Origin of the sequence: Vibrio sp. MarTm2, assembly GCF_027587055.1 — a bacterium.
Lineage (GTDB): Bacteria > Pseudomonadota > Gammaproteobacteria > Enterobacterales > Vibrionaceae > Vibrio > Vibrio sinaloensis_D.
Window position 1 is genome coordinate 1 of the sequence record NZ_JAPPTK010000060.1, and the last position, 381, is coordinate 381.

At 48.3% G+C, this 381-nt stretch carries 3 tRNA genes; all 3 read left to right on the forward strand.

Annotated elements, in window-relative coordinates:
• The first annotated feature begins 50 nt into the window (after positions 1-50).
• Positions 51-126, forward strand: a tRNA-Glu gene (locus OH458_RS22015).
• A gap of 2 nt (positions 127-128) precedes the next feature.
• A tRNA-Lys gene (locus OH458_RS22020) sits at positions 129-204 on the forward strand.
• 30 nt (positions 205-234) lie between these two features.
• Positions 235-310, forward strand: a tRNA-Val gene (locus OH458_RS22025).
• The last annotated feature ends 71 nt before the right edge of the window (positions 311-381 follow it).

Sequence of the window (381 nt, forward strand, 5' to 3'; positions counted from 1 at the left end):
GGTTTATGTAGTTTAAGAGATAGAAGATATCCCAATATCTTCAACTTAGTGTCCCGTTCGTCTAGAGGCCTAGGACACCGCCCTTTCACGGCGGTAACAGGGGTTCGACTCCCCTACGGGATACCATTGGGTCGTTAGCTCAGTTGGTAGAGCAGTTGACTTTTAATCAATTGGTCGCAGGTTCGAATCCTGCACGACCCACCATTCTTCTCCACGAAGAATCAAAACTTATGTGGGCGATTAGCTCAGTTGGGAGAGCACCTGCCTTACAAGCAGGGGGTCACTGGTTCGAGCCCGGTATCGCCCACCATTCTCTAAATGTTTTTGGATTAGGATTTCCAAACCACTTCAGTAAAACGTGTGTGGTTGGAGTTTTCGACC